This is a genomic window from Micromonospora eburnea (assembly GCF_900090225.1).
Classification (GTDB): domain Bacteria; phylum Actinomycetota; class Actinomycetes; order Mycobacteriales; family Micromonosporaceae; genus Micromonospora; species Micromonospora eburnea.
The window spans coordinates 5,938,949-5,959,581 of record NZ_FMHY01000002.1; the positions used below are offsets into that span (position 1 = coordinate 5,938,949).

Annotated in this window: 24 protein-coding genes; 14 read left to right on the forward strand and 10 right to left on the reverse strand. The window is 71.5% G+C overall.

Features of this window, described 5'->3' with window-relative positions:
* Positions 1-62 precede the first annotated feature (62 nt).
* Positions 63-272 (forward strand): hypothetical protein, encoded by a 210-nt coding sequence (locus GA0070604_RS25760; protein WP_091123919.1) that lies wholly within the window; start codon positions 63-65, stop codon positions 270-272.
* 74 nt (positions 273-346) lie between these two features.
* On the opposite strand, the gene GA0070604_RS25765 is transcribed toward GA0070604_RS25760, so the two are convergent.
* Genes GA0070604_RS25765 through GA0070604_RS25775 form a run of 3 tightly spaced genes read right to left on the reverse strand, consistent with a single transcriptional unit; the run spans position 347 to position 1,565 of the window.
* Positions 347-886 (reverse strand): DUF1360 domain-containing protein, encoded by a 540-nt coding sequence (locus tag GA0070604_RS25765; protein ID WP_091123921.1) that lies wholly within the window; start codon positions 884-886, stop codon positions 347-349.
* A 32-nt stretch (positions 887-918) separates the two neighbouring features.
* The gene (locus tag GA0070604_RS25770; RefSeq protein WP_208602348.1) at positions 919-1,245 is read right to left on the reverse strand and encodes a hypothetical protein; all 327 of its coding nucleotides are present in this window, start codon (positions 1,243-1,245) and stop codon (positions 919-921) included.
* Positions 1,246-1,247: 2 nt separating this feature from the next.
* Positions 1,248-1,565: a DUF6158 family protein gene (locus GA0070604_RS25775; protein ID WP_091123928.1), complete on the reverse strand. Its 318-nt coding sequence runs from the start codon at positions 1,563-1,565 to the stop codon at positions 1,248-1,250.
* A 121-nt stretch (positions 1,566-1,686) separates the two neighbouring features.
* Between GA0070604_RS25775 and GA0070604_RS25780 the strand changes: the two genes are divergently transcribed.
* Positions 1,687-2,106 carry a hypothetical protein gene (locus tag GA0070604_RS25780; RefSeq protein WP_208602165.1) on the forward strand — a complete coding sequence of 140 codons (420 nt, stop codon included), beginning with the start codon at positions 1,687-1,689 and terminating at the stop codon, positions 2,104-2,106.
* A gap of 25 nt (positions 2,107-2,131) precedes the next feature.
* Positions 2,132-2,461, forward strand: a complete 330-nt coding sequence (locus GA0070604_RS25785) for a DUF3817 domain-containing protein (protein ID WP_091127414.1) — start codon at positions 2,132-2,134, stop codon at positions 2,459-2,461.
* A gap of 92 nt (positions 2,462-2,553) precedes the next feature.
* Here GA0070604_RS25785 and GA0070604_RS25790 read toward each other — a convergent pair whose 3' ends face one another.
* Positions 2,554-3,075 (reverse strand): DUF6232 family protein, encoded by a 522-nt coding sequence (locus GA0070604_RS25790; protein WP_091127415.1) that lies wholly within the window; start codon positions 3,073-3,075, stop codon positions 2,554-2,556.
* A 504-nt stretch (positions 3,076-3,579) separates the two neighbouring features.
* Here GA0070604_RS25790 and GA0070604_RS25795 point away from each other — a divergent pair.
* Entirely contained in the window at positions 3,580-4,548 is a 969-nt protein-coding gene (locus tag GA0070604_RS25795) for a C40 family peptidase (RefSeq protein WP_091123935.1), read from the forward strand.
* Positions 4,549-4,620: 72 nt separating this feature from the next.
* Here the strand turns inward: GA0070604_RS25795 and GA0070604_RS25800 are convergent, their stop codons facing one another.
* From GA0070604_RS25800 to GA0070604_RS25810, 3 genes are all read right to left on the reverse strand, one after another.
* Positions 4,621-5,610, reverse strand: coding sequence for a sigma-70 family RNA polymerase sigma factor (locus tag GA0070604_RS25800; RefSeq protein WP_208602166.1), 990 nt, complete (start codon positions 5,608-5,610; stop codon positions 4,621-4,623).
* A 493-nt stretch (positions 5,611-6,103) separates the two neighbouring features.
* A complete protein-coding gene (gene murQ / locus GA0070604_RS25805) occupies positions 6,104-7,051 on the reverse strand; it encodes an N-acetylmuramic acid 6-phosphate etherase (protein ID WP_091123942.1) in 948 nt (315 codons plus the stop codon).
* Positions 7,048-7,962, reverse strand: a complete 915-nt coding sequence (locus GA0070604_RS25810) for a MurR/RpiR family transcriptional regulator (RefSeq protein WP_091123946.1) — start codon at positions 7,960-7,962, stop codon at positions 7,048-7,050. The genes murQ and GA0070604_RS25810 overlap by 4 nt, the downstream gene beginning before the upstream one ends.
* A 296-nt stretch (positions 7,963-8,258) precedes the next feature.
* On the opposite strand from GA0070604_RS25810, the gene GA0070604_RS25815 reads away from it, so the two are divergent.
* A complete protein-coding gene (locus GA0070604_RS25815) occupies positions 8,259-9,008 on the forward strand; it encodes an SDR family NAD(P)-dependent oxidoreductase (RefSeq protein WP_091123949.1) in 750 nt (249 codons plus the stop codon).
* Here GA0070604_RS25815 and GA0070604_RS25820 read toward each other — a convergent pair.
* The gene (locus GA0070604_RS25820) at positions 8,993-9,724 is read right to left on the reverse strand and encodes a dTMP kinase (RefSeq protein ID WP_091123953.1); all 732 of its coding nucleotides are present in this window, start codon (positions 9,722-9,724) and stop codon (positions 8,993-8,995) included. The two genes, GA0070604_RS25815 and GA0070604_RS25820, sit on opposite strands and share 16 nt — an antisense overlap.
* On the opposite strand from GA0070604_RS25820, the gene GA0070604_RS25825 reads away from it, so the two are divergent.
* The 4 genes from GA0070604_RS25825 to GA0070604_RS32770 are packed head-to-tail and all read left to right on the forward strand — an operon-like array spanning position 9,660 to position 11,647.
* Positions 9,660-10,460: a nucleotidyltransferase family protein gene (locus GA0070604_RS25825; protein WP_279615706.1), complete on the forward strand. Its 801-nt coding sequence runs from the start codon at positions 9,660-9,662 to the stop codon at positions 10,458-10,460. The genes GA0070604_RS25820 and GA0070604_RS25825 overlap by 65 nt on opposite strands.
* Positions 10,457-10,726: a hypothetical protein gene (locus tag GA0070604_RS25830; protein WP_091123961.1), complete on the forward strand. Its 270-nt coding sequence runs from the start codon at positions 10,457-10,459 to the stop codon at positions 10,724-10,726. Before GA0070604_RS25825 ends, GA0070604_RS25830 begins: the two co-directional genes overlap by 4 nt.
* A gap of 10 nt (positions 10,727-10,736) precedes the next feature.
* The gene (locus tag GA0070604_RS25835; RefSeq protein ID WP_091123964.1) at positions 10,737-11,513 is read left to right on the forward strand and encodes a metallophosphoesterase family protein; all 777 of its coding nucleotides are present in this window, start codon (positions 10,737-10,739) and stop codon (positions 11,511-11,513) included.
* On the forward strand, positions 11,504-11,647 hold the full coding sequence (locus GA0070604_RS32770; protein ID WP_167363573.1) for a GPGG-motif small membrane protein: 144 nt from the start codon (positions 11,504-11,506) through the stop codon (positions 11,645-11,647). Before GA0070604_RS25835 ends, GA0070604_RS32770 begins: the two co-directional genes overlap by 10 nt.
* A 127-nt stretch (positions 11,648-11,774) precedes the next feature.
* On the opposite strand, the gene GA0070604_RS25840 is transcribed toward GA0070604_RS32770, so the two are convergent.
* Complete coding sequence (locus GA0070604_RS25840; protein ID WP_091123966.1) at positions 11,775-12,554, reverse strand: M23 family metallopeptidase; 780 nt, start codon at positions 12,552-12,554, stop codon at positions 11,775-11,777.
* Between the two features lie 253 nt (positions 12,555-12,807).
* Between GA0070604_RS25840 and GA0070604_RS25845 the strand changes: the two genes are divergently transcribed.
* From GA0070604_RS25845 to GA0070604_RS25865, 5 genes are all read left to right on the forward strand, one after another.
* Positions 12,808-14,154: an ABC transporter substrate-binding protein gene (locus tag GA0070604_RS25845; RefSeq protein WP_091123968.1), complete on the forward strand. Its 1,347-nt coding sequence runs from the start codon at positions 12,808-12,810 to the stop codon at positions 14,152-14,154.
* A gap of 69 nt (positions 14,155-14,223) precedes the next feature.
* Positions 14,224-15,273: a carbohydrate ABC transporter permease gene (locus GA0070604_RS25850; protein ID WP_091123971.1), complete on the forward strand. Its 1,050-nt coding sequence runs from the start codon at positions 14,224-14,226 to the stop codon at positions 15,271-15,273.
* A gap of 1 nt (position 15,274) precedes the next feature.
* Positions 15,275-16,240, forward strand: coding sequence for a carbohydrate ABC transporter permease (locus GA0070604_RS25855; RefSeq protein WP_091123975.1), 966 nt, complete (start codon positions 15,275-15,277; stop codon positions 16,238-16,240).
* Positions 16,241-16,303: 63 nt separating this feature from the next.
* Complete coding sequence (locus GA0070604_RS25860) at positions 16,304-17,377, forward strand: LacI family DNA-binding transcriptional regulator (RefSeq protein ID WP_091123978.1); 1,074 nt, start codon at positions 16,304-16,306, stop codon at positions 17,375-17,377.
* A 77-nt stretch (positions 17,378-17,454) separates the two neighbouring features.
* Positions 17,455-19,095: a glycoside hydrolase family 13 protein gene (locus tag GA0070604_RS25865; RefSeq protein ID WP_091123982.1), complete on the forward strand. Its 1,641-nt coding sequence runs from the start codon at positions 17,455-17,457 to the stop codon at positions 19,093-19,095.
* A gap of 127 nt (positions 19,096-19,222) precedes the next feature.
* Here the strand turns inward: GA0070604_RS25865 and GA0070604_RS25870 are convergent, their stop codons facing one another.
* A complete protein-coding gene (locus GA0070604_RS25870; protein ID WP_091123986.1) occupies positions 19,223-20,623 on the reverse strand; it encodes an MFS transporter in 1,401 nt (466 codons plus the stop codon).
* Positions 20,624-20,633 lie beyond the last annotated feature (10 nt).

Below are 20,633 nucleotides of genomic sequence, written 5' to 3' on the forward strand. Positions count from 1 at the left end.
GGGCCTGAGGCGGAACCGCGGACGGCGGCCCGCCTGCCCCGGACGACGGAGAGGACAGCGGAATGACGGACCGTAACGAGGAACGGCACGAACACGTTCCGGCGCTCGGCCAGCCGGAGGGCCCGGACACGCTGCCCGAGCCCGACTTCGCCGAGGAACACGAGCGCACCGCCGTGGACCGGGACGTCGTCACCGGGGCCGACGAGGAGGAGCGGGAGCCGGAGGCGCCGCGCGGCTGGGCGGGCGAGAACCACGGGACGACCCCCACCTGACGGAACGAGCGGTGGGGCCGGCGCGACGCGGTGCCCCCACCGGCGGCTGACGCCGCGTGGCGACCTGGACCGGGTCACTGCCCGTGGTGGCCGCCCTCGGCCGCGCGCTGGGCGACGGCGTACCCCATCTGGAGGAAGTCGGAGGCGGCCACCGCGGTCAGCGCGGTGGCGACCATCCGGGTCAGCCGCGGCGCCAACACCAGCCCTCCGGTGAGCCCGGTCGCCACCCAGACCGCCAGGCAGAACGGGCAGCTCAGCAGCTCACCCACCGCATGACGGGTGGGACTGCCCTGGTCACGGACCTGCTCCATCACCTCGCCGCTGCCGATGGGGCGGTCGTAGCGGGTGAACGGCGCCCGCAGCGGACTGGTGACGGCGTCCTTGGAGAGCAGCCGGCTGAGCTTGTGGGTCGCGACGCAGAGCAGCACCACGTCAGCCGGCGCGGGCCGCTGCGGCACCGGCCGGCCGGTTGCCCGTACCAGCCCGACCAGCGACGCCGTGACGGTCGCGTACGTGCCCATCGCCGCCAGATAACCGCCCAGCGGCCGGTGTTCGTGCGGCGCGTACGCCTGCCGCAGCCGCGCCACCCTGTGCTTCAAGCCACTCCCGGTCACCTGGCCTCCTCGGTGTTCGTGGCAGCGCCGGCTCAGCCGGCGGTCAGGTTGTCGGCCACCTCGCGGGCGAGGTTGGCCAGGGTCTCCTCGGCCAGTCCGTCGGCGTCCGCGCCGGCCAGGTCCAGCCGGACCCGGGCACCGCCGGCGTCGACCGACTCCACCCGGATCTCCGCCGACCAGTCCGGGGCGGAGTCGCTGTACCAGGTGGCCCGCATCTGCTCGACGCTGACCAACTCCGGGCGGCGGCCGCCGTCCAGCCGCAGTGGCTCGGGCAGCCACGCCGCCGCCCGGTCCGGGTCGATGGCCGTGTTGAACACCACCTCGGGTGGCGCGGACATTCCCCGCTCGGCGTGCGCCACCATCAGAGGTCCCGCAGCCGGCTCGGGTCGACCTCCCGCCCCGGGTGCCGGGCGAGGTACTCGGTCTCCAGCTCGGCGGTGCGGCGCAGGTGGTTGGCGAGCGCCGAGTCGGTGGCGTGCCGCAGGGTGTCCAGCCGGGTCCGGTGCAGGCTGGTCATCTCCCGGATCAGGTCCTCGTCGCCCAGCTCGGCGGGGTCCACCCCGAGCAGCTCGCCGTCGACGTCGTCGGGCAGGGCGTCGGTCCCGGTACGGTCGCCGGCCCACTCGGGCATCCGCTGCTCCGGGCTGGCCTCACCGGTGCCGCGTACTGATTCGGTCATCGTCGCCCCCTCGTCTCGTTCGGGCTGGCGTCTGGACGGATGCCCACCCGGGATGCCACCAAACCCCGCCACCTACGACACCGCGTCGGAGAGCACGGCCGGCCCCGGTACCCTCGATGGCATGAAATGGCTCTGGACACCGGCGTGGATCGCCCGCCACGTGGCCATGGTCGTACTGGTCGCGGGCTTTCTCGGGCTCGGTTGGTGGCAGGTCACCCGGGCCGCCGGGGGCAACTCGCTGAGCTTCGGATACGCGATCGAGTGGCCGGTCTTCGCCGGCTTCGTGGTCTTCGTGTGGTGGCGTGAGGTGCGACACGCGCGGCGGGGCCCGCGCGAGGAGCACCCGTCCCCGCCGTCGTCGGCCGCCGCCGGCCCCGAGCCGGCCGCCGCCACCCCGGCGGTACGCCGACCGGTACGGGTGACTCGCGTGCCGGCCGCTCCGGTGGCCGGAGCCGAGGACGGCGAGCTCGCGGACTACAACCGCTACCTGTCATGGTTGAACGCCAACCCGGGCGCGAGCCCCGGTGACTACCCCGGCTGACGCCGGTTCGGAAGGACGGATGAAGGTGGGCGGAGCCCTTACCCGGTACCGCACGATCGCCTGGATCGTGGGCGTCGCGCTGGTGGTGCTGGTCCTGATCGGCATGCCGCTGAAGTACTTCTTCGACAGCCCGACCGTGGTGGCCGTGGTCGGCACCGCGCACGGCTGGCTCTACATGATCTATCTGGCGCTCACCTTCGACCTGTCGCGCCGGGTCGACTGGCCACTGAAGCGGATGCTGCTGGTGATGCTGGCCGGCACCGTGCCGTTCGTCTCGTTCTACGCCGAGCGCCGGGTGAGCCACTGGCTGACCGACGCCGACCGGCCCCGAACCCCGGAGCCGGTCGCCGGCTGAGTCGCGAGCCCGCGCCCGCTTCGGCCGCTGAGGCGCTTCGGCCGCCTTGGGCGCAGGCGGTCAGCGCCTGGGCCGCCGCACGCGCCGGGCGGTCAGCGGCTCGGTCGCCACGGATCGGCGGAGGCCAGCGGGTCCGCCCAGCCGCCCAGTCGCGCCCCCTCCCGGGCCCGGCGCACGGCTCGGGCGACCTGGCCGAACTGCCGCTCGTCGTCGCTGCTGAACAGCAGCACCTCGGCACCCTGGTGCCGCCCCCACAGCTCGTACGCCGGCGGCCGCCAGCGGTCACCGATCATCACCAGCAGCAGCGGCAGCAGACCGACCGCGCCCAGCACGAGGTACGCGGTCGCGGTGAGCCGTTGCAGCCCGCCGGTGAAACCGAGCAGCACCCCGACCGCGCCGATCAGGGCGGCGGTGACCGCGACCGCCCGGACGGCGAGCCGGTCGTGCGGCCCGCGGGTGGTCCAGAGCTGGGTGAGTTCCGCGACCGGCCAACTGTTGCGGCCGACGGTGAAGCGTTCGTCGGTGACGACGATGCCCGGACGGGCGTAGAGCAGGGTCGGGGCGGTCGCCCGCGGCGGCCGGGGCGGGTGGGTGGTGGAGCCATCGGTCTGCACGGCATCCTCCATGGGATCGCGCGCCGGGTTCCTCCCCGCCACCGACGAGCCGCGCCGATGTCATCTAGCGAGATTCCCGGCTCCGCGCTTCATTGTGTTGCGGGCGCGCCAGCCCGGCCGGGTGTTTCCGCAGGCCACGGTGGCATCCAGGACGCGGGATACGCCGGGAAACAGAGCTGATTTCACTCTTTGTCAGGACTTTGCGGCTCGCTGCCTGGCGACATCCGCCCAGAACGACGAATCGGGCCAGCCGCGCCATCCAGTCATTCGGCGCACCGGCCGGACGGCCGCGAGTGATGAATAGATCACAAGTTGTCACCGCCATCATCGACACTTCCTGACACACTGCCAACATTCACCTCGACTTCAACTCCGCACCACATCTGCCACGGGTTAGGTTGGGCAGGCCGGACCGGTCAACCGCCATCCGTCCGGATGGCCCTGGCCCGGTGCCGCCGGGTGCCTGCGCGCTCCCGGTGGCTGTCGGAGAGGAGCTTTCCGCTCTTGTCGTCCTTACGGATTCTGCTGCGTTCGCTGGCGGTCGTCGGCCTCTCGGCCGTGCTGATCGCCCCGGCGTCGGTGGCTCGGGCCGAGCCCACCCCCGCCGAGCTGACGAAGCAGATCGAGAAGTCCTCGACTGAGCTGGAGCGAATCGTCGAGTCCTACAACAAGCTCAACGAGGAGATCAAGGCCAACAAGGCCACCGCGGCCAGGTTGCAGGCCAGGATCGGTCCCTTGCAGGCACAGACCGAGCAGAGCCGCGCCGATGTCGGTGTCCTCGCCGTCACCGCGTACAAGACCGGCGGGCTGCGGACGGCCCGGGCCCTGCTGGAGCCGAGCGGGCAGGCGTCGCTGCCGGAACGGCTGGGGACGCTCGACCAGTTGACCCGCCAGCGCCAGCAGACCATCGACGGCTTCACCGCGAGCCAGCGCAAGCTGATCGACGAGAAGACCAAGCTGGACGCCACGCTGGCCCGGCAGGCCGCGCAGGCGAAGCAGCTCGTCGCCGGCAAGAAGAAGATCGAGGCGGACCTGTCCCGCCTCTACGAGCTGCGCCGGCAGGCGTACGGGCGGGCCACCGAGGCGCCTGTGAAGGCCAGCTCCGCCGGCAGCGCCCCGGCCATCTCCGGCTCCGCCGGGGTGGCGGTGCGGTACGCGTACGCCGCGATCGGCAAGCCGTACGTCTACGGGGCCGACGGCCCCGGGGGCTACGACTGCTCGGGGCTCACGTTGGCCGCCTGGCGGGCGGCCGGAAAGTCGTTGCCGCACAACGCGGCGATGCAGTGGGACGCCACCACGCGGATCGGCCGCAGCGCACTACAGCCAGGTGACCTGGTCTTCTACTCCGGCCTCGGCCACGTGGCCATCTACGTCGGCAGTGGCCAGATCATCGACGCGCCGAGCGCGGGCCGCAACGTCAACAAGCGGGGCATGAACATCATGTCCATCGCCGGCTACGGCCGGGTGCGCTGACCGCCGCCAAACCCGCGAACGGCCGGCGTCCCCCTATCGGACGCCGGCCGTTCGAGTGTCATTACTACCAGCTCAGGCTGCCTGGAGCCCCTCGGCCCGGGCCAGCTCACGGAGCCGGCCGAGTGCCTGGATCTCCAGCTGGCGGATCCGCTCCCGGGAGAGCGAGAACCGCGAGGCGACCTCGGTGAGCGAGTGCTCCCGGCCGTCCTCCAGGCCGTAGCGGGCCCGCATGATGCCGGCCGAGCGGTCGTCGAGGTGGTTGAGCAGGCCCTCGATCCGCTGCCGCTCCAGGCCGGTGAGGACGATGTCCTCCGGTGACGGGGCATCGCTGTCGGCGACCAGGTCACCGAGGTTGGTGTCGCCGTCGTCGCCCACCGGGGTGTCCAGCGAGACGGTGTCCTGCGACCAGCGGATCAGCTCGTTGACCCGCTCGACGGTGACGCCGAGCGCCACCGCGACCTGCTCCGGCTCCGGGTCGCTGCCCAGCTCGCGGGTGAGCTGCCGGGTGACGTTCCGCATCCGGTTGACGTCCTCGACCAGGTGCACGGGCAGCCGTACGGTCCGCTCCTGCTGGGCGATCGCCCGGCTGATGGCCTGGCGGATCCACCAGGTTGCGTAGGTGGAGAACTTGTAGCCGCGCTCGTAGTCGAACTTCTCCACCGCCCGGACCAGACCGGTGTTGCCCTCCTGGATCAGGTCCAGCATGGGCATCCCGGAGCGCACGTAGCGGCGGGCGATCGAGACGACCAGTCGCAGGTTGGCCCGGATGAAGAGATCCTTCGCCCGCTCGCCCTCGGCGACCAGCCGCTCCAGTTCCTCCCGCTCGACGCCGGCGGGGACGCGGTCCGCACCGAGCAGGTGCTCGGCGTAGAGCCCGGCCTCGATGGCCTTGGAGAGGTCGACCTCCTTGGCGGCGTCGAGCAGCGGCGTCCGGGAGATCTCGTGCAGGTAGACGCCGACCAGGTCCCGCTCCTCGGCGACCTCGTCGGTACGCATGCCGATGTTCTTGTCCACGATTGCCACGGTCCCCTCGCTCGCGCCGGTTGCCCGGTTCCTTGCCATCCCCACGTCCATCAGCCCTCCCCGTAACCTCCGCTGTGCCCGTAGGTGCTGACACCTACACAACAGATGAGACGCGTCGGGGATTCCTTGCCGTGAGTCGAAAGTGTCACGAATGCCTGAGTGATAGCTGAGAGCCAGGTCCATGTTCGCTGTCAGGTCCCTGCTCAGCCTGCTCGCGTACGGCCTGATGAAGCGCCCGTCGGAGCAGCGGAACCGTCGTGCGCCCAGACAATCGCACCATTGCGAAATCCATGAACACAGCGATCCGCGTCACCGCGGCATTGCGATCCTGGTCACTGAGAGATACGCGCCCGAGGACCGGTCGGTTCAGCCACGGGTGAGGATTACCCCACGCCTGCTTGAACAATCCGCAGCGCGGAAAGCGTCCCCGGGGCAGCGTGACGCCCGTCGCACCGGCCGGCGCGGACGCGAGGGCGGGCGGGCGCCGGCCGGGGCGACACGGGCACCTGGGCGGCGGGCGGCGGGGACGCGCTCAGGAGGCGAGCAGGGCCAGCGCGCCGCGTACCTGGTCGGCGGAGCGGGCCAGGGCGGCCCGGGCGGCGGAAACCTCCGCCCCGGAGACCAACGCGACCAGCGCGGTCTTCAGATCGCCGTCGGCCTCCCGCAACGCGACCTGGCAGACCTCCTCGGCGCAGCCGGTGGCCTCCATCAGGATCGAGATCATCCGACCGCGGAGTTTGGCGTTGGTGGCCACCATGTCGATCATGAGGTTCGAGTAGACCCGGCCGAGGCGCACCATCACGGCCGTGGAGAACGTGTTGAGCACCAACTTCTGCGCGGTGCCCGCCTTCATCCGGGTCGAGCCGGTGACCACCTCGGGTCCGGTGTCCACCCCGATGAAGACGTCCACCGACGAGGCGGCGTCGGCCTCCGGATTGGCGCACAGCAGCACGGTCGAGGCCCCCTGCGCCCGGGACGCGCCGAGCGCCCCCAGGACGTACGGGGTGCGCCCGCTGGCGGCCAACCCGACCACCAGGTCCCCGGGGCGTACGCACTCGGCGGCCGCGGCGGCCCCGCCGCGGTCGTCGTCCTCGGCGTCCTCCACGGCCCGCCACATGGCCTCCGGGCCGCCGGCGATGTGGGCGCAGAACCAGTGCTGCGGCGAGTTGAAGGTCGGCGCCAGCTCGGCGGCGTCCAGCACGCCGAGCCGGCCGGAGGTGCCGGCGCCGAAGTAGTGCACCCGGCGTCCGCCGCGCAGCGCGGCGACCGCGAGGTCGACGGTCTCGGCGATCTCGTCGAGGACGACGGCCACCGCGGCCGGCACCCGCCGGTCCGCCTCGTTGATGACGGTGAGCACGTCCCGGGTCGACATCAGGTCGAGGTCGACGCTGTCCGGGTTGCGCCGCTCGGTGGGTGCGCCCACCCGCACCACGGGCCGCGCCGGGGCCACCTCGTCCCGGTCCAGCCGTCCGGCCGTCATGCGCGCCTCCGCCCGGCGCCCACCCGGTGCGACCGGACTGCCTCCGCGGTCGCCTCAAGGGCTTTCCTGGTCCTGGCCCGGCTCCGCGCGGCCACCCCGACGAAGAGGCAGTCGACGACGGTGAGCTGGGCGAGCCGGCTGGCGGTCGCGCCGGAGCGGTAGGTGGTCTCCCGCGCGGCCGTGGTGAGCACGAAGTCGGCCACCTCGGTGACCGGCGAGCGGGGGAAGTTGGTCAGCGCGACGGTGGTGGCACCCCGCTGCCGGGCCTGCTCCAGCACCTCGATGACATCCGAGGTGGTGCCGGTGTGGGAGATGCCGACCGCGACGTCGCCCCGACCGAGCAGGGCCGCGGAGGTGAGCGCGGTGTGCACGTCGGGGAAGTAGAAGGCGGTCCGGCCGATGCGGTGCAGCTTCTGCTGGAAGTCGGAGGCGACGAAGCCGCTGGCGCCGGCACCGTAGACGTCGATCCGGCCGGCCGCGCCGATCGCCTCGACCACCTGCTCGCAGACGGCCGGGTCGAGCTGTTCGGCGGTCTCCTCGACGGCCCGCGCGTCGTTGAACGCGATGGTCGCGATGATCTGTGCCAGGTCGGCGCCGGGCGGGATGTCGCCGCCGACCACCCGGGCGTCGGGTGGCTCGACCCGGCGGGCGGCCTCGGCGGCGAGCCGGATCCGCAGCTGCGGGTAGCCGTCCATGCCGACCGACCGGCAGAACCGGATGACGGTGGCCTCCGAGGTCTCGGCGGCGGTGGCGAGGTCGGTGATGGTGCGCCGGGCGGCGTCGGCCGGGTTGGCGACGACCAGCCGGGCGACCCGCTGCTCAGCCGGGGACAGCGACGGGAGCAGGCCACTGATGTGGACGATCAGTCCACCGGGCTCGTGACTCGCAGAAATCTTCGGACTCTTCGCCACGGATGAAACTTACTTTCACGAGGCGTGACCGTCAACCATCACCGCCCGTATCGGGAAAAGTACTGCCATCCGCGGGCCCACTGCGGCAAGGGTGCCATTTCCGCAGCCTGGCCGCCTCCTCCGCACCGGTCGACTCGTCCGCGCCGGCCGACCACCGCGCCGGCTGTCGTCCAGGTCACCCAGGCCGGACGGCCCGGATGGAGCCGCCGGACGGCTGGTCCGGGCGGCTGACCGGCATCGACGGGATTCGGTCGCCCCGGGCACCGCGGCACGAAGCGGGCGACTAGCGTGGGCCCATGGCGGAGCGCACGGTGCTGGTGACCGGAGGCACGGGCGGGCTGGGCGGCGCGGTCACCGCGGCCTTCCTGAAGGCGGGCTGGCGGGTGGTCGTGCCGGCACGCGAGGGCGGCGCGACGCCGCCGTCCGGGCCGGGCCACGTCCGACGACAACGTCAGCTCGGCGCGTCCGACGCCGCACGGCGACCCGAAGCCGTCGCTGAGGTCGTCGCCGCCGACCTGATGGAAGCCGCCGGGGCGGCGCACGCGGTGGCGGTGGCCACCGCCGAGCCGGCGGCGCCGCTGCGCGCCGTGGTCAACCTCGTCGGGGGGTACGCCAGCGGCGGGCTGGTGCACGAGACCCCGGTCGAGGAGTTCGACCGGATGCTGCGGATCAACCTGCGCCCGACGTACCTGGTCACCCAGGCGGCGTTGCCGCACCTGGTGGCGGCCGGCGGCGGCGCGGTGGTCTGCGTCTCGTCGCGGGCCGCGGTGGCGCCCTTTCCCGGCGCGGCCGGCTACGCCACGGCCAAGGCGGCGGTGCTCGCGTTCGCCGGCGCGGTCGCGGTGGAATACCGCGCGCGCGGCGTCCGGTGCAACACGGTGCTGCCCAGCGTGATCGACACTCCGGCCAACCGGGCCGCCATGCCCGACGCCGACCACCGGCGCTGGGTGCCGCCCGCCGAGATCGCCGGGGTGATCCGCTTCCTCGCCTCCGACGAGTCCGCCCCGACCAGCGGGGCGAGCATCCCGGTCTACGGGCGGGCCTGAGCCGGCAGCGGGCCACCGTCACCCGCTCGGCCGGAGGGCGGGCCGGTGCCGCCCGACGACCCGGCCGTCGACGGCGGTTGGTCGTCGGGCAGCCACTCGGCGAGGTGGGCACGGATCCGCCGGGACACCTCGTCCGGCGGGCCGTTCGCGTCGACCACCACGAAGTCGGCGTACTCCGGCAGGGTGCGGTAGGCGGTGGCGGCGGCGGTGAGCCACCGCATGGTCTCGTGGTCGGTGCCGCGCCGTTCGATCCGCCGGTACGCCTCCACCGGATCGACGGTGAGCAGGATGGTGATCCGGGGCGCGGGAAAGACGCGGTAACCGGCCCGGGCCAGCCGCTCCCACCGTTGCCCGCCGTGCGCCCGGATGCTCGCGTACTGGCAGGCGGAGTAGCGGTCCATCACCGCCGTGCGGCCGGTCACCAGACAGCTCAGCAACGCGAGGGCGATGGCGAGCCAGCGGAGCGCCGACTCGACCGCGAGCAGCCCGTTGCGCCCGACGAGCCGCTGGGCGTCCGGCCGGCCGAGCCGGTGGGCGAGCCGGCCGAGCCGGCGCCGACCGCCCGCGTTGCGGTGGTAGGCGGCCGGGTGGCCGGCGGCGGTGAGCGCCTCGGCGAGCCGGTGGGCCTGGGTGGTCTTGCCCGAACCATCGATGCCGATCAGGGCGATCGTACGCGGTCGGGCCCTGCCGCGCCGCCTCCGCAGTGACCTGGCCACCCGCCCGAGGCTATCCGACCCACGCTCACCATCTCGGTGTTTTGTCCGTTCCGTCCCGGCCACGCCCCGGGCGCGTCGACAACAGGTGTGGCCGAACCGTTCGCCGGGTACGCAACTTCATTCCCACCGCCACCCACGACGACGGGAGACCCAGATGGCCGAGCGCGGGGACGAGACCCTGGTGCACACGCTGAAGAAGGTCGCCGCCGTGCTCAAGCAGTCCGAGATCCCCTTCGCGTTGGGCGGCAGCTTCGCCGTGTACGCCCACGGCGGCCACTCCAGCGATCACGACGTGGACTTCCTGATCCGGGGCCAGGACGTCGACCGCGCCCTGGAGGCCCTGGTCGAGGCCGGCTTCACCGCCGAGCGTCCACCCGAGGACTGGCTGGTCAAGGTCTATGACGAGGGGCGGATGGTGGATCTGATCCACCGGCCGATCGAGACCCCGGTCACCGAGGAGACCTTCGCCGACACCATCGTGCGCCCGGTTGACGCGATCCACATGCCGGTGCTCTCGGCCACCCAGTTGATGGTGCACAAGCTGCTCAGCTTCTCCCAGCACTACTGCGACTTCGCCCGCGCCCTGCCGCTCGCCCGCTCGCTGCGGGAACAGATCGACTGGGAACGGGTACGGAAGGAGACGCAGCACTCGCCGTACGCGGAGGCGTTCCTGGTGCTGCTCGACCGGTTGGACGTGCTGCCCGGCGGCCCGTCCGGAGGAAGGGAGACACCGTGACCGAGCAGCACGGCGGCACGCCGCCGGACGCGTACGTCGAGGCGGAGATCCACCGCCTGTTGGCCGAGGACCCCGCCGTCGCCGAGCAGGGCATCACCGCGGTCCACCGCGAGCGGGGCCTGGTGCTCTACGGCGAGGTGGAGAGCCCGCAGCGGCGGGAGGAGATTCTGCGCCGGGTCGCCGAGCGCTTCCCGGACGTGCGGATCACCAGCGACATCGGGGTGATCCGCGCGCAGGCGCCCAGCCAGGTCGAGGAGCTGCCGTGAGGGAGGCACGATGGTGATCCGGGTCGCCGCCGTCGGCGACGTACACATGGACGAGGACGTGGTCGGCCGGTTCCGTCCCGCCCTTGAGGAACTGCCCGACCACGCCGACGCGTTGCTGCTCGCCGGCGACCTGACCCGGCACGGCACCGAGGCCGAGGCGCGGTGCGTGGCGCGGGAGTTCGGAAACCTCGGCGTGCCGGTGATCAGCGTGCTCGGCAACCACGACCACCAGTGCGACCAGGTGCCGCAGGTGGTGCGGACGCTGGAGGACGTCGGCATCACCGTGCTGGAGGGGAACGGGGTCGTGCTGGAGTGCGCCGGCGGGCGGCTCGGCGTGGCCGGGGTGAAGGGCTTCGGCGGTGGGTTCGCCGGGCGGTGCGCCACCGACTTCGGCGAGCCCGAGACGAAGGCGTTCGTCCGGACCGCCAACGACAGCGCCGACGCGCTCGGCCGCGCCCTGCGCGAGCTGGACTGCGACCTGCTGGTCGCGCTCACCCACTACTCCCCCGTGCCGGACACCCTCGCCGGCGAGCCGCTGGAGATCTATCCGTTCCTCGGCTGCTACCAGCTCGGCCAGGCCATCGACTCGGTCCCCACCGCGCTGGCGCTGCACGGCCACGCCCACCACGGAACCGAGCGGGGCACCACGCCCGGCGGGGTACGCGTCCGCAACGTCGCCCACCCGGTGATCAAGCAGGCGTACAGCGTCTTCCACCTCGGAGACCACCTCGATCAGCACCAGGTTTCCGGAATCGGACAGCCGGGTACTGCCCGGTCATGGAGCTGATTCTCTGGATTCTCGCAGTCGTACTGGTGGTCGCCGGCATCCTCGCGCTGTTCCGCCGGCAGATCCTGTGGGGCATCGTCCTCATCATCGTCGGCCTGCTGGTCGGCCCGGGCGGCGTCAGCGTCTTCAACTAGATGAGCGATTCCGCACCGATCGCTCCCAAGATCACACTCGATTCGGAAAGTGTGGCCTCCCAACGCCCGGGAGGCCACACTTCCGCGTTTGAACACGATCACGGCGAGCGCCGTCTGGGCCGGGCGATCAGCAGCGCGGCACGCCCGGGAGATAGCCGTCGTAGCCGGTGTAGACGTACGCGTCGGAGACGTACCGGCCCGAGCCGATCCGGTCCCAGATCGAGCTGGTGCCGTACGTGCCGGTGACCGTGGTGCCGCTGGTTTGGCAGTAGATGGTCACCTTCGCGCCGTCGGCGACCGAGCCGACCGCGCTGTAGCCGGTGCCCGGGCCGGAGCGGACGGTCAGGCTCACCCCGGAGGTGGTGTTGACCGTGCCCTCGCCGGTGTTCGTGCCGGAGCAGCCGTTGTCGCTGGTGTAGGTCTTGGTGCCCCAGTAGAGGGCGAGCGACCCGTTGAACCGGACCTGGATGTCACTGCCGTTGAGGCGCTGCTCGTAGTGCAGGTGCGGGCCGGTGGAGCCGCCGGTGCTGCCCACGTACCCGATCACCTTGCCGTAGCCGACGGTCTGCCCGACGGAGACGTTGAAGCCGCTCAGGTGGGCGTAGTAGGTGGTGTAACCGTTGCCGTGGTCGATCCGTACGTACTTGCCGTAGCTGGTGGCGCCGAGGTCGGTCACCCGGTCGACCGTGCCGGGCGCGCTGGCCACCACCGGGTCGCCCAGGTCGTCGGTCCGGTTGAAGTCGATGGCGTAGGCCGGGCTGTGGTCGGACCGGGTCTGGCCGGACCAGGACTGGTTGCACGGGAAGGGAACCTTGAAACTCGGTGCCGCCATGGCCGGGGTGGCCGGCACCAGGGTCGCCGCGAGGACGGCGCCCACGGCCGCAAGGCTGAGCCAACGCTTGCGCATCCACTGCCTCCTATGTTCAAGATTTTCAATTTGGTGTGCACAGAGTGACAGAAAGTTCCATCGACGGGAAGGGGTCCTCCCGCAAGGAGGCGCCGGAGCATGGGAGCGCATCCACCGGATTGCGGGATTGTTACCGGGCCGTGTCCGGTAGGGGGTGGACCGGGCACCATGCAAGCGCTTACATGTGGGGACGACCCATCGGACCGGCGCAATACCGACTTCCCCCAACGCGCCGGCAAGGAAGGAGATCGGCATGGCGTTTGCCAGATCGCGCCAGGCTCTCGCGGTCGCCGGCGTTCTGGGCCTGGCGCTCGGCGTCACCGCCTGCGGCACCGGCAGCAACAACAAGAAGAGCAGCAAGGCGGGCTCCGCGGAGTGCGCCGCCTACGAGAAGTACCAGGGCCACGAGGGCAAGAAGGTCTCGATCTACTCGACCAACACCGACGTCGAGGCCGACAAGCTTCAGGAGTCCTGGAAGCAGTTCGTCGACTGCACCGGGATCACTATCGACTACGAGGGCAGCCGCGAATTCGAGGCGCAGCTTCCCGTCCGGGTGGACGGCGGCAACGCGCCCGACCTGGCGACCATCCCGCAGCCGGGCCTGCTGAAGCGGTTCGCCGACGCCGGCAAGCTGAAGCCCCTCGCGGGCGACACGAAGACGATGGCCGAGCAGAACTACCCGGCTGACTGGCTGAAGTACGCCACCGTCAACGGGACCCTCTACGGCGTGCCGCTGGATTCGAACGTCAAGTCGTTCGTGTGGTATTCGCCGAAGACGTTCAAGGAGAAGGGCTGGAACGTCCCGACCACCTGGGACGAGCTGATCAAGCTGAGCGACACGATCGCGGCGAGCGGCACCAAGCCGTGGTGCGCCGGCATCGAGTCCGGTGAGGCCACCGGCTGGCCGGCCACCGACTGGATCGAGGACCTGATGCTGCGGACGCAGACCCCCGAGGTCTACGACCAGTGGACCACCCACAGCATCCCGTTCAACGACCCGAAGGTTGCCGAGGCCCTCGACCGCGCCGGCACCATCCTGAAGAACGAGAAGTACGTCAACGGCGGCTTCGGCGGCGTGAAGAGCATCGCCACCACCTCGTTCCAGGAGGCGGGTCTGCCGATCCTGCAGGGCAAGTGCGCGCTGCACCGGCAGGCGTCGTTCTACGCGAACAACTGGCCGGAGGGCACCAAGGTGGCCGAGGACGGGGACGCGTACGCCTTCTACTTCCCCGCCATCGACCCGGCCAAGGGCAAGCCGGTGCTCGGCGCCGGGCAGTTCACCGTCGCCTTCAGCGACCGGCCGGAGGTGCAGGCGGTGCAGACCTTCCTGGCCTCGGGTGAGCACGCCAACAGCCGGGCCAAGCTGGGCAGCTGGGCGTCGGCGAACAACAAGCTGGACCTCGCCAACGTGACCAGCCCCATCGACAAGCTCTCGGTCCAGATCCTCCAGGACAAGAGCGCCGTCTTCCGCTTCGACGGTTCCGACCTGATGCCGGCCGCGGTCGGCGCCGGGACCTTCTGGAAGGGCATGGTCGACTGGGTGAACGGCAAGGACACCGCGCCGGTGCTCCAGGGCATCGAAGGCAGCTGGCCGAAGTGATCTGGCAGGTGGGCCGGCCCATGACCACAGGCCGGCCCACCTGCACAGTCGACACCCGTGGGAGGGTTGATGAACTTCGACTTCGCGGACGAGTCGCCGAAGCTTTTCATGTTGCTCTGGGGGCTGGTGGCCTTCGTCGCGGTGGTCGGCGGCCTACTCCTGTTGCTGGACGTGGTGCCGTCGTGGTTCGCTCGGCGCCGCGAGGCCCGTTTGATCGCCGCGACCGCCGGCGGCGCGCCGCTCCCCCGGCAGCGGAAGCCCCGCGACGGGCTGTTCGCGCTCTTCTTCCTGCTGCCGACGGCGCTGCTGCTGCTCGTCGGCCTGGTCGTCCCGGCGATCCGCACCCTGCTGCTGTCGTTCATGGACGGCGGCAGCCAGAACTGGGTGGGGCTGGCCAACTACCGGTGGATGTTCGCTGAGGACTCCATCGTCCGGGTGTTGATCAACACCCTGACCTGGGTGATTCTGGTCCCGTTGGTGGCCACCACCATGGGCCTGCTCTACGCGGTGATGGTCGACCGGGCGCGGTTCGAGGCGCTGGCCAAGTCCCTGATCTTCATGCCGATGGCGATCTCGTTCGTCGGCGCGAGCATCATCTGGAAGTTCGTCTACGCCTACCGCGGCGAGGGGCAGGACCAGATCGGCCTACTCAACCAGATCGTGGTCAGTTTCGGGGGCGAACCACGGCAGTGGCTGCTGGAGTCGCCGCTGAACACGCTGCTGCTCATCGTGATCATGGTGTGGATCCAGGCCGGTTTCGCCATGGTGGTGCTCTCCGCCGCGATCAAGGCGATCCCCGCGGACATCGTGGAGGCCGCCCGCCTGGACGGGGTCACCTCGTGGCAGATGTTCTGGCGGATCACCCTGCCGAGCATCCGGCCGGCCCTGATCGTCGTGGTCGTGACCCTGTCGATCGCCACGCTGAAGGTCTTCGACATCGTCCGGACCACCACGAACGGCAACTACGACACCAGTGTGATCGCCAACGAGATGTACAACCAGGCGTTCCGCTACGGCCAGAACGGGCAGGGCTCCGCGCTGGCGGTCTTCCTCTTCGTCCTGGTCATTCCGATCGTGATCTACCAGATCCGCAACCTGCGCCAGCAGCGGGAGGGCTGAGATGACCACCACCACTCCCCCACTCGCCACCGGGACGCAGCAGCAGGCCGGGCGCCCCGGCACCGCCCGGCGGGTCCGCAAGCGGCTGAACACGCCGGTCGCCACCGTGGTGTCGATCGTCATCGCGCTGGTCTGGACCGTTCCGACCTTCGGCCTGTTCATCTCGTCGTTGCGGCCGGAGGACCAGATCAAGACCACCGGCTGGTGGACCTTCTTCAGCGATCCGCAGTTCACCCTGGAGAACTACCAGGAGGTGCTCTTCGGCCGTTCCGCGTCCTCCGGGCAGCTCGCCAGCTACTTCATCAATTCGTTGGCGATCACCATTCCGTCCGTCCTCTTCCCGCTCGCCTTCGCGGCCCTGGCCGCGTACGCGCTGGCGTGGATGAAATTCCGCGGGCGGGACTGGGTCTACATCGCGATCTTCGCCATGCAGATCGTGCCGCTACAGATGGCCCTGGTGCCGCTGCTCAGCTTCTTCTCCACCGGGGTGAGCCTGGGCGGCGTCACCCTGCTGCCCGCCTGGGAACTCGACGGCGCGCAGCGGTTCGCCCAGGTGTGGTTCGCGCACACCTGCTTCGCGCTCCCGTTCGCCGTGTTCCTGCTGCACAACTTCATCTCGCAGCTACCCGGAGACCTGATGGAGGCGGCCCGGGTCGACGGGGCCACCCACCCGAGGATCTTCCGCACCATCGTGCTGCCGCTGATCACGCCCGCCCTGGCCGCGTTCGGCATCTTCCAGTTCCTCTGGGTCTGGAACGACCTGCTGGTCGCGCTGATCTTCGCGGGCGGTGGCAGCGAGACCGCCCCGCTGACCGTCCGGCTCGCCGAGCTGGCGGGCACCCGGGGCAACGAGTGGCAGCGGCTGACGGCCGGCGCTTTCGTGTCGATCGTCGTACCGCTGATCGTGTTCCTGTCCCTCCAGCGCTTCTTCGTGCGGGGCCTGCTCGCCGGCAGCGTCAAGGGTTGACCCGCTGCCCGCCGCCGCCGGCCCACCGGCGGCGGCGGGCGCGGGCCGGAGCGGGGAACAACGATGACGAAGATTGACGATGTCGCCCGCCTGGCCGGGGTCTCCACAGCCACCGTCTCCCGTGCGCTGCGCGGCCTGCCCACGGTCTCGGCCGCGACGCGGCGCCGGGTCCTCGCCGCCGCCGAGCAACTCCAGTACGCGGTCTCGCCGAACGCCTCCCGGCTCGCCGGCGGAAAGACCGGCACCGTGGCGATCGTGGTCCCCCGGATCACCCGCTGGTTCTTCGGGACGGTCGTGGAGGCCGTCGAGGACTTCCTCGACCAGAACGGATACGACCTGCTGCTCTACAACCTCGGCGGCCGGGAGCAGACCCGGCAGCGGGTGCTGCGTACCGCCAGCCTGCACAAGCGGGTGGACGCCATCATCCTGGTCGCCACCCCGCTGCGACCGGCGGACGTGGCCGCGCTGACCAAGCTGGACCTGCCCGGCGTGATCGTCAGTTCCGGCAGCGGCGTGCCCGGCTGGCCCTGCGTACGCATCGACGACGTGGCCGCGGCGCGGACCGCCACCCGGCACCTGCTCGACCTCGGCCACACCCGGATCGCGCACATCTCCGGCGACCCGGACGACGAGCTGGCCTTCACCACGCACCTGGACCGACGGCGCGGCTACCAGGAGGAGCTGCACGCGGCCGGGATCCGGACCGACCCGAGCCTGGACGTCGAGTCGCAGTTCACCATCGACGGCGGCATCCGGGCCACCGCCGAGCTGCTGTCCCGGGGCGAGCCGCCGACGGCGATCTTCGCCGCCTGCGACGAGATGGCGATGGGCGCGATGGCCGCGCTGCGCGACGCCGGGCTGCGGGTGCCGCAGGACGTCAGCGTGATCGGCATCGACGACCACGACCTGGCCGGGGTGCTCGGGTTGAGCACCGTCGCCCAACCAGCGGCGGAGCAGGGCCTGCTCGCCGCCCGGATCCTGCTGAACCCACTCGGCGTACGCGGCGCCGACCCGTACCCCGGGCTGGTGCCGCCGGCGGGCGGTGCCGGCACCGACGGTGCCGCGCCGACGCCGCCGGTGATCCTGCCCACTCGACTGGTGGTACGTGAATCGACCGCACCACCCCGGGCAAACTAAACGGACCCGGCTGTCCGCGACGGCCGGGAACGACCGTCCGCGACGGACGGCCACGGCTCGACACAGGGGAGAAGGCTCTGAACACGGACACGACGCGACAGGAACCGGCCGGCGACTGGTGGACCGAGGCCGTCATCTACCAGGTCTACCCGCGCTCGTTCGCCGACTCGAACGGCGACGGCATCGGCGACCTCCCCGGCATCACCGCCCGCCTCGACCACCTCGCCGAGCTGGGGGTCGACGCGCTCTGGCTGTCGCCTTTCTACCCGTCCCCGCAGGCCGACGCCGGGTACGACGTGGCCGACTACCGGGACGTCGACCCGCTCTTCGGCACCCTCGCGGACGCCGACACGATGATCGCCCAGGCGAAGGCGCGCGGGCTGCGGGTGATCGTCGACCTGGTCCCGAACCACACCTCGTCGGCGCACCGCTGGTTCCAGGCAGCCCTCGCCGCCGAGCCGGGCAGCCCGGATCGGCAGCGCTACGTCTTCCGGGACGGCAAGGGCCCGCAGGGCGCCGAGCCGCCGAACGACTGGCGGAGCGTCTTCGGCGGCCCGGCCTGGACCCGGCTGCCCGACGGCCAGTGGTACCTGCACCTGTTCGACCCCGGCCAGCCGGACCTGAACTGGGACAACCCCGAGGTACGCGCCGAGTTCCTGGACGTCCTCCGGTTCTGGCTGGACCGGGGCGTCGACGGCTTCCGGGTGGACGTGGCGCACGGCCTGATCAAGCAGGCCGACCTGGCCGACTGGCGGGAGCCGCAGGAAATCCTCTCGGGCAACGAGGTGGACAAGCCCCGCCCGCCGATGTGGGACCAGGACGGCGTGCACGAGATCTACCGGGACTGGCGGCGGCTGCTCGACGGGTATCCCGGGGAGCGCATCCTGGTCGCCGAGGCCTGGGTGGAGCCGGCCGAGCGGCTGGCCCGGTACGTCCGGCCCGACGAGATGCACCAGGCGTTCAACTTCGAGTACCTGCTCGCCTCGTGGACCGCCCCGGCCCAGTACGCGGTCATCACCCGCTCGCTGGAGGCCACCGACGGGGTCGGCGCGCCCACCACCTGGGTGCTGTCCAACCACGACGTGGTCCGGCACGCCTCCCGGCTCGGCCTGCCGGTCGGCGCCCCCCGACCGAACGGGATCGGCATCGGCGATCCGCAGCCCGACGCCGCGCTCGGCCTGCGCCGGGCCCGTGCGGCCACCCTGCTGATGCTGGCCCTGCCCGGCTCCGCGTACCTCTACCAGGGCGAGGAACTGGGGCTGCCGGAGCACACCACACTGCCCGACGAGACCCGGCAGGACCCGACCTGGGAGCGCAGCGGGCACACCGAGCGGGGCCGGGACGGCTGCCGGGTGCCGATCCCGTGGGAGGCCGACGCGCCGTCGTACGGCTTCGGGCCGACCGACGCGAGTTGGCTGCCCCAGCCCCCGATCTGGGCCGAGTACGCCCTGGACCGGCAGCGCGGGGTGCCCGGCTCGACGTACGAGCTGTACCGGACCGCGCTGCGGCTGCGCCGCGAGCACGGGCTGGGCGCCGGCCCACTGCGCTGGCTCTCCTCCGGCGATGAGGCGCTCATCTTCACCAACCAGGACGTGACCGTGCTGACCAACTTCGGCGCTGCCCCGGTGCCCCTGCCGGCCGGCGCGGAGGTGCTCGTCGCCAGCGCCCCGCTGGAGGCCGACGCCGTCCCCACCGACGTCACCGTCTGGTACGTGTAAGGAGGGGCCCCCTGTTAACGCCTGGCGTTGTACAAGGGCCCCTTGTTAACACTTCCCATTCGGTGTCGCGCCTGGTTGTTAACAGGGGGCCCCTGCTATACGCGAGGCGTTAACAGGGGGCCCCTCCTTACCGGCGGGCGCGGGTGTGCAGGAGGTCGTGGACGGACTCGATGTCGCCGGGCGAGGTACGGGCGGCCAGCCAGTACATCACCCCGGTCGGGATGAAGAAGAGCTGGAACGCGGCCAGCCCGACGGCGTAGTTCAACGGCGGCGGAAAGGCCGCCCGCAGCCCGTGAAAGACCAGCCCGACCAGTCCGTTGCCGGCCGCCCGGCCGGCCCCGTTGACCAGGTTGCCCAGGCTGTAGACGGTGCCCCGGTGCTCGGGCGGGTTGACGTCGGCGATCAGCGCGAACCAGTTCGGCGAGTTGGCCGAGGTGAGTGCGAGCGCCAGCACGGCGGTCAACAGGCTCAGCCCGACCGTCGGCTCGCTGACCACACTGGCCAGCACCGCGCCGATCACCGCGCCGGAGCTGCCACCCTCCGGCACGTCGATCCGGATCGGCACGAAGAACAGGACCAGGTAGAACGGCACGGCCGCGAGGATGCCAACCGCCGCGACCAGGGCCCGGCCGCTCGGCGTGCGCCGCTGGAGCGCGTCACCGGCCAGCCCGCCCAGGATGGAGAACACCCCGCCGAGCTGGAACAGGGTGGCGAACACACTGCCCACCACCACGGCGGTGGCCGCCGAGTAGCCCTGCGCCTCGGCGCGCTGGGCGAAGAGCACCGGCAGCCAGACCAGCGACCCGAACGCCGCCTGCGCGGTCAGCCCCTGCAGGATCAGCCACCGGTTGGTCCGCCGGGCCAGGATCCGGGGCAGGTCGGCCCGGCTGATCCGGTAGTCGTACTCGGCGCCGCTGTCGAACGCCGCAGCCAGCTCCGGCTCGCTCTGCCCGCGCCGGATGTCGTACGTGAACAGGTAGGCCACGGTGGCGGCCAGGCCGACCACGGTGAGCAGCAGGAACGGCCGCCGCCAGTCGACTGCGCCGAGGAGGCCGCCGGCGAGCGTCCCGGCGAGGGTGCCGACGCCCTGCGACAGCCCCCAGAAGCTCATCACCAGACCCCGGCGGCGGGGCGAGATCAGGTCGGTGACCACGGAGAAGCCGACCGAGCCGACCGCGCCCAGCCCGACTGCGGCGACGAGTTGGGCGGTCAGGAACGCCAGGTAGTGCTGGGCGAGGGCGCTGCCGCCGGTGCCGGCCGCCCAGATCAGCGTGCCGACCATGAGCAGCGGCTTACGGTTGGTCCGGTCGCCCACGTACGCCCAGCCCACCGCGGCGACCGCGCTGACCAGGAAACTCACCGCGGTGACCAGCCCGAGCAGCCGCTGCGACACCCCCAGCGCGCCGGAGATCGGCCCGTACAGCGGCGGGACCAGGCCGATGGCCACGTTGTCCAGCGAGGCGAGCACCACGAACACGACCACGCTGTAGAACCGGTGGGCCGCTCCCCCGCCACGGATCGCACGCACAGCGAGCCAC

Coding starts and splice junctions, on each gene's coding strand:
- GA0070604_RS25835 (WP_091123964.1), top strand. CDS start 10,737: ATGGTGATCCGGGTCGCCGCCGTCGGCGACGTACACATGGACGAGGAC.
- GA0070604_RS25815 (WP_091123949.1), top strand. CDS start 8,259: ATGGCGGAGCGCACGGTGCTGGTGACCGGAGGCACGGGCGGGCTGGGC.
- GA0070604_RS25825 (WP_279615706.1), top strand. CDS start 9,660: ATGCCGATCAGGGCGATCGTACGCGGTCGGGCCCTGCCGCGCCGCCTC.
- GA0070604_RS25800 (WP_208602166.1), bottom strand. CDS start 5,610: ATGGCAAGGAACCGGGCAACCGGCGCGAGCGAGGGGACCGTGGCAATC.
- GA0070604_RS25775 (WP_091123928.1), bottom strand. CDS start 1,565: ATGACCGAATCAGTACGCGGCACCGGTGAGGCCAGCCCGGAGCAGCGG.
- GA0070604_RS25855 (WP_091123975.1), top strand. CDS start 15,275: ATGACCACCACCACTCCCCCACTCGCCACCGGGACGCAGCAGCAGGCC.
- GA0070604_RS25850 (WP_091123971.1), top strand. CDS start 14,224: ATGAACTTCGACTTCGCGGACGAGTCGCCGAAGCTTTTCATGTTGCTC.
- GA0070604_RS25840 (WP_091123966.1), bottom strand. CDS start 12,554: ATGCGCAAGCGTTGGCTCAGCCTTGCGGCCGTGGGCGCCGTCCTCGCG.
- murQ (WP_091123942.1), bottom strand. CDS start 7,051: ATGACGGCCGGACGGCTGGACCGGGACGAGGTGGCCCCGGCGCGGCCC.
- GA0070604_RS25760 (WP_091123919.1), top strand. CDS start 63: ATGACGGACCGTAACGAGGAACGGCACGAACACGTTCCGGCGCTCGGC.
- GA0070604_RS25780 (WP_208602165.1), top strand. CDS start 1,687: ATGAAATGGCTCTGGACACCGGCGTGGATCGCCCGCCACGTGGCCATG.
- GA0070604_RS25860 (WP_091123978.1), top strand. CDS start 16,304: ATGACGAAGATTGACGATGTCGCCCGCCTGGCCGGGGTCTCCACAGCC.
- GA0070604_RS32770 (WP_167363573.1), top strand. CDS start 11,504: ATGGAGCTGATTCTCTGGATTCTCGCAGTCGTACTGGTGGTCGCCGGC.
- GA0070604_RS25845 (WP_091123968.1), top strand. CDS start 12,808: ATGGCGTTTGCCAGATCGCGCCAGGCTCTCGCGGTCGCCGGCGTTCTG.